This is a genomic window from Belliella filtrata (assembly GCF_022549775.1).
Classification (GTDB): Bacteria; Bacteroidota; Bacteroidia; order Cytophagales; family Cyclobacteriaceae; genus Belliella; species Belliella filtrata.
Genome location: NZ_JAKZGP010000096.1, coordinates 1 through 10,086, shown reverse-complemented (window position 1 = coordinate 10,086; position 10,086 = coordinate 1). Strand labels below are relative to the sequence as shown.

The 10,086-nt window shown below is 34.7% G+C and carries 12 protein-coding genes; 11 read left to right on the top strand and 1 reads right to left on the bottom strand.

All coding sequences use genetic code 11. The features are described from left to right. Positions 1-375: 375 nt before the first annotated feature. The 10 genes from MM239_RS19920 (at position 376) to MM239_RS19875 (ending at position 7,013) form a co-directional block, all read left to right on the top strand. The gene (locus MM239_RS19920; protein WP_241350087.1) at positions 376-1,002 is read left to right on the top strand and encodes a 2,3-bisphosphoglycerate-dependent phosphoglycerate mutase; all 627 of its coding nucleotides are present in this window, start codon (positions 376-378) and stop codon (positions 1,000-1,002) included. 174 nt (positions 1,003-1,176) lie between these two features. Continuing rightward, positions 1,177-1,830, top strand: coding sequence for a DUF6629 family protein (locus MM239_RS19915; protein ID WP_241350086.1), 654 nt, complete (start codon positions 1,177-1,179; stop codon positions 1,828-1,830). A gap of 277 nt (positions 1,831-2,107) precedes the next feature. Beyond that, positions 2,108-2,866: an SDR family NAD(P)-dependent oxidoreductase gene (locus MM239_RS19910; RefSeq protein ID WP_241350085.1), complete on the top strand. Its 759-nt coding sequence runs from the start codon at positions 2,108-2,110 to the stop codon at positions 2,864-2,866. Between the two features lie 20 nt (positions 2,867-2,886). After that, positions 2,887-3,477, top strand: coding sequence for a 4Fe-4S dicluster domain-containing protein (locus tag MM239_RS19905; RefSeq protein ID WP_241350084.1), 591 nt, complete (start codon positions 2,887-2,889; stop codon positions 3,475-3,477). A gap of 72 nt (positions 3,478-3,549) precedes the next feature. Then, the gene (locus MM239_RS19900) at positions 3,550-3,969 is read left to right on the top strand and encodes a ferredoxin reductase domain-containing protein (RefSeq protein ID WP_241350083.1); all 420 of its coding nucleotides are present in this window, start codon (positions 3,550-3,552) and stop codon (positions 3,967-3,969) included. A 20-nt stretch (positions 3,970-3,989) separates the two neighbouring features. Continuing rightward, complete coding sequence (locus tag MM239_RS19895; RefSeq protein WP_241350082.1) at positions 3,990-4,685, top strand: peroxiredoxin; 696 nt, start codon at positions 3,990-3,992, stop codon at positions 4,683-4,685. Continuing rightward, the gene (locus MM239_RS19890) at positions 4,663-5,154 is read left to right on the top strand and encodes an OsmC family protein (RefSeq protein WP_241350081.1); all 492 of its coding nucleotides are present in this window, start codon (positions 4,663-4,665) and stop codon (positions 5,152-5,154) included. The genes MM239_RS19895 and MM239_RS19890 overlap by 23 nt, the downstream gene beginning before the upstream one ends. Further along, positions 5,151-5,729, top strand: a complete 579-nt coding sequence (locus tag MM239_RS19885; RefSeq protein ID WP_241350080.1) for an NAD(P)H-dependent oxidoreductase — start codon at positions 5,151-5,153, stop codon at positions 5,727-5,729. Before MM239_RS19890 ends, MM239_RS19885 begins: the two co-directional genes overlap by 4 nt. 10 nt (positions 5,730-5,739) lie before the next feature. Beyond that, positions 5,740-6,192 carry a hypothetical protein gene (locus MM239_RS19880; protein WP_241350079.1) on the top strand — a complete coding sequence of 151 codons (453 nt, stop codon included), beginning with the start codon at positions 5,740-5,742 and terminating at the stop codon, positions 6,190-6,192. 5 nt (positions 6,193-6,197) lie between these two features. Further along, entirely contained in the window at positions 6,198-7,013 is an 816-nt protein-coding gene (locus MM239_RS19875; protein ID WP_241350078.1) for a DUF6920 family protein, read from the top strand. A gap of 302 nt (positions 7,014-7,315) precedes the next feature. Here MM239_RS19875 and MM239_RS19870 read toward each other — a convergent pair whose 3' ends face one another. Then, complete coding sequence (locus tag MM239_RS19870; RefSeq protein WP_241350077.1) at positions 7,316-8,101, bottom strand: phage integrase SAM-like domain and Arm DNA-binding domain-containing protein; 786 nt, start codon at positions 8,099-8,101, stop codon at positions 7,316-7,318. A 517-nt stretch (positions 8,102-8,618) separates the two neighbouring features. Between MM239_RS19870 and MM239_RS19865 the strand changes: the two genes are divergently transcribed. Further along, complete coding sequence (locus MM239_RS19865; protein ID WP_241350076.1) at positions 8,619-9,851, top strand: tyrosine-type recombinase/integrase; 1,233 nt, start codon at positions 8,619-8,621, stop codon at positions 9,849-9,851. The last annotated feature ends 235 nt before the right edge of the window (positions 9,852-10,086 follow it).

Below are 10,086 nucleotides of genomic sequence, written 5' to 3'. Positions count from 1 at the left end.
ACAGACTCAAAAAGTTCATTTTCAGATTTATAACAGTATCAGCCAAATGGATCAGGACGGGAAGGAAACATGTCCTCAAGCTCTTCACACAGAAAGATTACACACCATTATTGACTTAGATTCAATCGTAAAAATATACAATACGTTGAAAATTAGAATGATACAATGGGATCGGTGTGTCCATACTGATAAAAACTAGGGTAAAATATCCAAATGACACAGACAATCCTTACCCTAAACCAAATTAAAAGTATCACTCAACCATAAAAAATCCTAGATTGACAACAAAATGATTCTTTATGGCACTGTATTTATCCCAATCAAAACCAAATTAGAATCCTGCGGATTTTAGGTAATAAATAATCTGAAACAGTTATGCCTACACTTATTTTACTGCGTCATGGTCAATCAACTTGGAATCTTGAGAATAGATTTACAGGTACTATTGATGTTGAACTTTCTCCGCTTGGAATTATTGAGGCAAAACAAGCCGGTTTTTTATTGAAAAATTATGTAATTAATAAGGCTTTTTCTTCTGTTTTGAAAAGAGCAATTGACACACTTGAAATTATTCTGCAGCTAATCGGGAAAAATATTCCAGTTATAAGATCTGCTGCATTAAATGAAAGAAATTATGGCGATTTACAAGGCTTAAATAAAACTGAAATTGAAGAGAAATATGGTAAAGAAAAGTTTTTATTGTGGAGAAGAAGCTTTGAAACTATTCCGCCTAATGGGGAGAATCTTCATACTACTTATGATAGAGTAGTGCCGTATTATAAAAATACAATAATGCCGGAACTTATACAGGGTAATAACATTTTAATTGTGGCACATGGCAATAGTTTACGGGCTTTAATCATGTATCTTGAAAATATCGATGGTAATAAAATTACTGAAATATCAATTGCAACTGGCAATCCTAGAGTTTACCAATACAACAACGACTTGAATTTACTAAATGTTAATTATCTGTTAGAGGAAAATCAAACTATATATTAAATAGAAATAAAAAGCTCGTTTAATTTCTTCGAACAACATATAACCATTACTTATTCCCATTACTGATGATGAAATTCATGGAATTGAAGACCCAAGAATTGTGAAAATCAAAACCAGCTATTATTAAACCTATTGTGCATCGATAAAGATTAATAAACTAATAATTACAACTAAATGTGTTTTTCAACAAGTGTAAGTATAGGAGCAGGAGTGGTACTTACCATTGTTGGAGTTGCGTCCATTAAAAAGACTCATCATAATTCTCAATTATTATTTTCAAGTATTCCTCTCCTTTTTGGTGTGCAGCAAATGGCCGAAGGTATATTATGGCTCACCTTGCCAAACCTGGGGTATGAGATCACTCAAAAAATATTCACCTATATTTTCTTGTTCTTTGCACAATTTCTATGGCCTGTTTGGGTGCCTATTTCCATTCTATTGTTGGAGAAAAAAGGAACTAGGAAAAACATACAAAAAGTATTGGTGGGAGCAGGAATATTAGTTGGTATATATCTGCTTTACTGTCTTTTCACCTTTCATGTGGAAGCCAAAATTGTTGGGCACCACATTGTATACATACAAGATTATCCATCCTCTTTAAGAATTTATGGTATGCTGTTATATGGCCTTGCAACTATTTTACCTCCTTTCTTCTCACACATTAAACGTATGAAGCTATTTGGAATTGCTGTTATCGTTTCATATGCAGTTTCAGCCATATTTTATGAACATTACATTCTTTCCGTCTGGTGCTTTTTTGCTGCCATTGTCAGTTTGTCTATTTATGCTATTATGACCAATATTTCAAAAGAAAAGCCGAGAAATTAAATCAAAAAAAATTGCCAACTCCTTTGAACGAAGCACTTTTAAATTTATCCACCCTAAAAGGCCACCTTAATGAATCAAGGGAGCTTGGAAGCGACCGTTCCAAAACCGAGACAAAATGCCACCAAAACAATACTATTCATCCCGCCTTTTCGGTATTTAATTTTGCCCCAATGCACCCATCCCACCCCTTGACCTTTGTAAATTATCCAACAATCATATCGAATTGTGTAACATAGACTCATACTGACAAGCTTATCTTTACATAATAACGATAAAAATGAAAAAATTAGAAAATAAAACTGCCGTCATTACAGGTGGTGCTGGCAGTATCGGTAGAACAACAGCCAAACTTTTTTTAAATCAAGGAGCAAAAGTTTTGCTGGTTGACCGTGATGAAAAATCCTTGAAAGAAGCGGTAGATGAACTGGGTGGCAAAAATGTAAACTATTGCGTTGCTGATGTAACAAAAGCTGCTGATGTAAAACGCTACGCAGATGAAGCTGCAAAACTATTCAGAAAGGTGGATGTGTTTTTTAACAATGCAGGTATTGAAGGTGTAGTAAAACCTGTTACTGATTATCCTGAAGAAATATTCGACAAAGTAATGGCAGTGAATGTAAAAGGTGTATGGTTAGGCAATAAATATATTTCGCCAATATTGAAAGATGGAGGTAGTGTAATTATGAGTTCGTCAGTTGCAGGATTAGGTGGCACACCTAATGTAAGTGCTTATGTGATAAGCAAACACGCTGTGATTGGAGTTATGAGAAATTTAGCTCTTGAACTTGCACCGAGAAAAATAAGAGTGAATACCATCAACCCTTCACCGGTTGACAACAGAATGATGCGTTCGTTGGAAGAAGGTTTTGCACCAAGCCACGGGGCGGAAGCTAAAAAAGGATTTGAACAAACAATACCATTAGGCAGGTATGCCATCCCAGAAGAAATAGCCAAACTGGTTTTATTTCTTGCAAGTGATGATAGTCAATTTATTACAGGAACAACGCAGGTTATAGATGGAGGAATGACTACCTAACAACAATTAAAATAACAATTATGCCAGACCCGAAATTTTCAAAACCTTGGCACGGCATACCCCGCGAAACAATTCACTGGAATCCTACCATCAATACAGACGCTTGTATCGGCTGTGGAACTTGTGTTACAGGTTGCAGTCGTTTGGTGTATAGATACGATTATGACCAAAGAAAAGCTGTTGTAGTTGACCCACTCAATTGTATGGTGGGATGCACAACTTGTGCAAACACTTGCCCGACACAAGCTATTAATTTCCCTTCATTATCTACGGTATTTGTTTTAGAATCGCAGGTAGCTGTTCATCATTCTATCGAAGATGACTTAATAGCACGAAAAGAACAGTTGTCCTATCAAGGGAATATTCCTCACCCCGACCGTATTTTAGATATGCGTGTGGCTAAACTTGAAAAAGTAAACAACAGAACAATACTCATTACCCTCTCACCAACAAAAGAGGATGAATGCTTTTGTCAATTTATGCCAGGCCAGTATGTCGAAATTATTCCACCCAATGGGCAATGGTTACCAAGGGCATATTCCATTGGAAATGCCCCACAAACGGGAGGTTCTATTGAACTTCAAATAAGAAATGTAGCAGGAGGTAGATAAAGCAGTTGGTTGTTTGAAGAATTGAAAATTGATGACATTCTTCAAGTACGTGGGCCAAGAGGAAACTTCACAATGAAATCTTTGCCCGAAAAGCCTTTGGTCTTTATTGCAGGAGGAACGGGCTTTGCACCTATTAAAGCCTTGATAGAGCAACAAATTCAACTGAACAATCAACGTAAAATGGAACTTTATTGGGGTCTTGGCAGTGCAAATGATATTTATGAAATGGATGTGCTTAGCCCATGGATAACCGAAGCCCCTAATCTCAATTGCACGATTGCAATAGATAATGGAGAACTTCCAAAAATGCAGATCGGTCTCACCTATTTTGCTGGGAAATTAGCAGATGCCATTCGACAAAGTAAGATACAATTGAAAGAAGCCGATGCATATATAGCCGGAAGTCCTGCTATGATGCCTGGAATTACAAACACTTTAATAGAACTCGGAACGGTATCAGATGACCTTCACATTGATTCATTTGAGTTATAATTTTTAAAAACAAAATCAAGATGGAAAAAATAGTAGAACAACTCATATCAATGCCACGAATAGGAGATAAAGCTCCTGAATTTAAAGCTATAACAACACAAGGAAATATAAATTTTCCGGCTGATTATAAAGGGAAATGGGTCATTCTTTTTAGCCATCCTGCGGACTTCACTCCTGTTTGCACTTCGGAGTTCATCACATTTGCAGCCAGAGAATTGGAATTTAATGACTTGAACTGTCAGTTGGTTGGTTTATCTATTGACGGCTTGTCTAGCCATATTGCTTGGTTAAGAACCATCAAGGAAAAAATTGAATTCAAAGGAATGAAAAACATTGAGGTAAAATTTCCTTTGATTGAAGACATCACAATGGAAGTGGCAAAAAAGTATGGAATGATACAACCTGGCGAAAGTTCTACAAGAGCGGTATTCTTCATTGACCCCAAAGGAATGGTTCGGGCAATTATTTATTACCCCCTTTCATTGGGTAGAAATTTTGATGAATTAAAAAGAACACTGATAGCAATGCAAACTGCAGATACCTATTCAATAGCAACTCCTGCTGATTGGCAACCCGGTGATGATGTGATTGTTCCACCTGCAGACTCTTGTGGAGTAGCCAAAGACAGAATGGAAACAAATGAAGATGGTATTACTTGTTCTGATTGGTTTTTCTGCACTAAACCATTGCCTATTGAAAAAATTAAAATGCAGTAATATGGAACCACATTTTTACAACGTAGAAATCAATTGGGAAAACACCCGTAAAGGAATTGTTTGTTCCCCTGAATTGAATAAAGAAAATGGCGTTTGCATTGAGGTAGCCACTCCACCCGAGTTCTCCAAAGGCATTAAGGGCATTTGGTCGCCAGAGCATTTGTTTGTGGCTTCAATAAGCGGTTGTTTGATGACAACTTTTTTAGCCATTGCCGAAAATTCCACATTAGAGTTTACAAGTTTTGCTTGTAAGTCCACAGGAAAGTTGGATATGATGGAAGGAAAATTAATGATTAGCGAAATCTTGCTAAAACCGACTGTTGTTATAAGCAATGAACAGTATAGAGAAAAAGCCATTCGCATCATCAAAAAAGCAGAAGATGCTTGTTTGATATCACATTCTGTTAAGTCTAAAATTTCTATGGAAATAACTATTGAAGTGAAACCTTATTTAATTGAAAATAGATGAAAAGAATACTAATTATAAACGGACATCCAGACAAAGAAAGCCTGTGTTTTTCATTGGCAGAAAGCTACAAAAAAGGGGCTGATACAAATGGAGACCAATGCCAGTTGGTTCATTTGATTGATTTGAAATTTAACCCGATACTTACTCACGGTTATCGCCTTGTTTCGGAGCTTGAGCCTGATTTGCTGAAAATACAACAAGACATTTTGCAAGCAGATCATTTGGTTTTTGTTTATCCCAATTGGTGGGCTACTTTTCCTGCTCTATTGAAAGGCTTTATTGACAGGGTGTTTTTACCCAATTTCGCTTTTAAGTATCACGAGAAAGGTCCGTTTTGGGACAAATTGTTGAAATTGAAAACTGCAAGATTAATTGTAACGATGGACACCCCAAAATGGTATTATTGGTTAATGAACAGAAATGCAGGACACAACGCAATGAAAATAGGTGTTTTGGAATTTTGTGGCATCAAACCAGTTAAAATTTCTGCCTTTGCCCCCGTGAAATCATCAGATGATTTGAAAAGAAAAAAGTGGCTAGATGAAGTTGAAACTTTAGGAAGAAATCAAAAATAATTCTTTAGCAATGAAACAAAAAACTGTAAGAAATATTCTTATCACTTTACTTATATTTCTTGGACTTGGTGCCATAGGCGGTGGTGGATTACTCATCATTTTACCATCGGGAAAATTATTGGGTGGTTTGCCCTTATCTATTTTAGCCAATTCTCCTTTCAATGACTTTCTAATACCCGGCATTATTCTGTTTTCAGTTTTGGGACTTTCCCCGTGTCTTTTGGCAGTTGCTTTGGTTAAAAAACCAGAAAACAAATTTGCAGAACATTTTAACTTCTTTAAAGATATGTATTGGGGATGGTCGTATACTATTTACATTGCATTTGCACTTGTTATCTGGATACAAGTTGAAACAATATTCATACAAGGTGTTGGCTGGTTGCAGACCTTTTATATACTATATGCAATACCCATACTGTTTGTTGCACTATTACCGCAAATCAGAACACATTACAAAAAATGAAAACTATGCAAATCATATTTTTAATACTTGGACTTCTACTATTAATTTTCATCATAGGCAAAATAAATTTGTCCATAAAATTCCGTAAACAGGTAAAAGAACTTTTTGCTCAGTCAAAAAATATATCTGACCAAAAATTTCAAAAAAAACAACTTGATAGTTTACCCGAGCCTGTGCAACGCTATTTCAATTACATTTTGAAAGAAGGGCAGTCATATATAAGTTATGCAAGAATAAAACACAACGGACAATTTAAAGCAGACCTTAAAAAAAGTTGGATGACTATTAAAGGAGAACAGTATGCTACAACTGAAAAACCAGGCTTTATATGGAAAGGTACTACAACAATGTTTGTTGCAAGAGATATGTATATTTCAAACCACGGTAGATTAATTGTTTCGCTCTTTTCAGTTTATAATATTGTTGATGCAAAAGACAAAGAAAAATATGATATTGGAGAAATACTTCGTTGGCTTGGAGAAAGTATTTTATATCCGACTAATTTTTTGCCCAGCGACAAACTGCAATGGTTTCCAATTGATTCAAATTCTGCCAAACTCACTTTTAATTATAATGGAATGTCCTTATTTTTTAAATTTACTTTCAACACAATTGGAGAAATAACGGAAATGGAAACAAAAAGATATATGGGTGAAGAGAATTTAGAAACATGGATTATAAAAGCAACAAATTATAAGCAACTGAATAATGTAATAATACCAACCGCCTTCGATGTTTTATGGAGATTGGAAAAGGGTGATTTTAGCTATGCAAAGTTTGATATCACCGAAATTGAGTATGACAAACCTGATAAATTTTAATCTGACAAAGATATTCGACTCCAATGAATCTTTTAATCTAAATAACCGGCAGAACGAATTTGTTGATAAAATTTCCCGAAAAATATAGAAATTATTCTATGCACATTAGAGAACTTAAAAAATATTAACTATAACAATTAAAAAGGTAGAATACAATGAAATAAACAGCGATAGTAATTTTTAACGACAATGATGCAGCTCTAAGCTCAGGTTCTCATGTAGCTTTAAGAATGTCGCAGGTAAATAAAGAAGTGGGTGTTGAATTAGAAGTGTTCTTGTTCGGGCCTGGGCAAGCCGCCTATTCAAGTAATGCCAAAACCGGTGTAGCAGCTGAAAAGAAAAACATCCCTTACCTGCCCAAGTCTTTCTATCCTAAAATCCTTATCTGCAAGCCAAGTCAATTCGTCCGAGGAAAGATAATCCCTGACAATCTCTTTTTTGGTCATCTTAAACCCTGCAAAAGGATCTCGCGAAAGCCATCCTTTCTTGACACAGTTCAAAACGATCTTCTTAAAATTGGCAAGATATTTCACAGTGGTATTGTGGGAACAGCCCCTGACTGTCTTCAGCCAAAAGGAGTAATCATTGATGAAGTCATAATCAAGCTTCTTAATGGCAATGTCATCTGTCTTGTATTTCCACTGGATAAAAGACCTTGTATGATCGAATGAAGTCTTATACCTTGTCAAAGTCCCCAAAGCAAAATCTTTCCCTACCAATGCTTCAAGTTGTTGGTTGTGCTCAGCAAATACCTCCAAGACCATCCTGTTATCTGGGGTATTTCCACGCAATACATTTTTAATGCTTTCAGCCGTTATCTCTTGGTCATTCTCCATCAGGTATTTCCGTGCTTGGTAAACCTTTACTGAAAATGCTTCAAGGTAGGCATTGACTTGCTTTGACTTTTCGGATTTTCCAATTGCTCTATTTGCCAAAGAACTCCACTTGTCACTATCGCATGAAAGTTTGGTCGAGATTTCTACACGCACGCAATCAACCGTAATTCTGGCATAAATATGCTTTTGATTTCCCTTTAAATTTCGGGCCGCTTTGAGATAATAGAGAATACTGAATGTTTTTTCAATCATTTTTGCTCACTTTTTAGGTTTAAACTTAATAAAAAGTGAGTTCTTCGACAAGAGATTCGATCATAGAACATGTTGTAAATCAGGTATTTAAAACATGTTCTGGTGAGTCATTTTGATCAATAAAAAAGACTCACCTAATTACGCATCTTAAGATTAAAATATTTGCAAAATTTGACTAAAAGAAGCCTTAAAACGCAAAAAACTCACATCTTTTGAATGTGAGTTTTTTGCTATTAAATCTGTAAAATATTGGTCAAAAACCCTGTTTTTAGCCTGTTTAGGGCGTTTTTGAGTTTTTTTGGTGAGTACTTTTCAAAATCAATTTTTATAACTTGTTGAATTTGAAAGATTTAAACACCCTTTTCGCAGAGGAGGAGGTACTAGGCAGTTTCCCGAAACCTGCCTTTAAACTACTTTAAATCCACTTTTTGACTAATGAGGCTAAAGCTAATTGCTTGTAATTGCTATAGTTTGTGACTTATTTGTGACTAGATTTTACACTAAAAACAAGCTAATTATGAACGTCAAACCACTTCTAAAAAATGTCAATAAAGCAGGTATTGGTACAGTTTACATCTACCTAGACTTTTATACTAAATCAACCAGAGAGCAAATATTTTTTAAGACACCAGTAAAGGTTGAGAAGAAACATTGGAATCCTACAGGTAAAGTAAAGTTACACCCAAACAGTAAAGAGCTGAATGAATTAATTAATAATGATTTGCAAGATGTTCTACAGATTGTAAATGAAATGAAGTTGAAAGATATTGAAGTTAAAGCTAACAGCCTTAAGGAATACAAAGAAAAGCTTAAAGAAGGAATCAAGGATTTAGTAACATTAGGGAATGAGTATGTAGCAGGAAGGTTTGACGCTAGTCCTAGAATGAAAGAAAAACTAAATAATCTAATTACAAGGCTTGATGATTTTTCAAAGGGTAAAAAACTCTATTACTCACAAATAAATCAAAGCTGGATAAATCAATTCACTTTATACCTTCAAACTGATAAACCTAAGCATAAGAATCAAAATCTAAGGTCTGGGCAACAACCTAGCACTATTGATAAATCATTTTCATTCTTAAAGCAGATTCTAAATCACTATCATAGAATAGGACTGATTGATAATAAGTTTAAGGACTTGAAATATCCCAAACCTTTCAAGGTGAAACAAATGGTATTTGAAGAAAAGGAAATAAGAAAAATAATAGATTTTACTCCTAATAGGGAATCAATAGCAAGGGTAAAGGATTTAGCTTTAATTCAGTTATTCACTGGTTTAAGGTATTCGGATGCTGTTAAACTCAACAAGTCTAATATTATGAACAATCAGTTATCTATAACCACTCAAAAGACTAATCAAAATATTGCTATCCCCTTGCATCCAGCATTAAAAAGTATCTTAGAAAAATATGATTATGATTTAGCACTTTTAAGTATTTCTAATCAAAAGTATAACAAACACTTAAAGTCCTTAATTGAAGAAGCTGGTATAGATAGTAAAGCTGAAATTATCTATTTTGAAAATGGTAAAAAAATAGTTTCACAGGATTTTAAGTACAATCTAGTAGGTAGCCATACTTTTAGAAGAACATTCATTACAAATGCAATTGTAAAAGGTATTCCATTGCATGTTATACAATCAATAACAGGACACACCACTTTAAAGGAATTAAGTACCTATGTAAATATAGCTGATAGCATTAAAGCTTCTGAAATGGATAAAATGAATGAATTATTTAAAGTAGCCTAATTTTATAAGTCACAAACTATAGCAATTACAAGCAATTAGCTTTAGCCTCATTAGTCAAAAAGTGGATTTAAAGTAGTTTAAAGGCAGGTTTCGGGAAACTGCCTAGTACCTCCTCCTCTGCATACAGACCCTGTAATTAACTTTAAACCAGTTACTTGCAGGGTTTTTTCTTTTTAGTAGTCACATATAAGTCACAAGCATTTTAGTATTTTTCCAGTATCGTAATTATTTTTTA

Excerpts from the sequence above, each read along its gene's own strand:
- MM239_RS19875 (WP_241350078.1), top strand. The coding sequence starts at position 6,198 with ATGCAAATCATATTTTTAATACTTGGACTTCTACTATTAATTTTCATC.
- MM239_RS19885 (WP_241350080.1), top strand. The coding sequence starts at position 5,151 with ATGAAAAGAATACTAATTATAAACGGACATCCAGACAAAGAAAGCCTG.
- MM239_RS19920 (WP_241350087.1), top strand. The coding sequence starts at position 376 with ATGCCTACACTTATTTTACTGCGTCATGGTCAATCAACTTGGAATCTT.
- MM239_RS19915 (WP_241350086.1), top strand. The coding sequence starts at position 1,177 with ATGTGTTTTTCAACAAGTGTAAGTATAGGAGCAGGAGTGGTACTTACC.
- MM239_RS19865 (WP_241350076.1), top strand. The coding sequence starts at position 8,619 with ATGAACGTCAAACCACTTCTAAAAAATGTCAATAAAGCAGGTATTGGT.
- MM239_RS19900 (WP_241350083.1), top strand. The coding sequence starts at position 3,550 with ATGAAATCTTTGCCCGAAAAGCCTTTGGTCTTTATTGCAGGAGGAACG.
- MM239_RS19870 (WP_241350077.1), bottom strand. The coding sequence starts at position 8,101 with ATGATTGAAAAAACATTCAGTATTCTCTATTATCTCAAAGCGGCCCGA.
- MM239_RS19880 (WP_241350079.1), top strand. The coding sequence starts at position 5,740 with ATGAAACAAAAAACTGTAAGAAATATTCTTATCACTTTACTTATATTT.
- MM239_RS19895 (WP_241350082.1), top strand. The coding sequence starts at position 3,990 with ATGGAAAAAATAGTAGAACAACTCATATCAATGCCACGAATAGGAGAT.
- MM239_RS19910 (WP_241350085.1), top strand. The coding sequence starts at position 2,108 with ATGAAAAAATTAGAAAATAAAACTGCCGTCATTACAGGTGGTGCTGGC.
- MM239_RS19905 (WP_241350084.1), top strand. The coding sequence starts at position 2,887 with ATGCCAGACCCGAAATTTTCAAAACCTTGGCACGGCATACCCCGCGAA.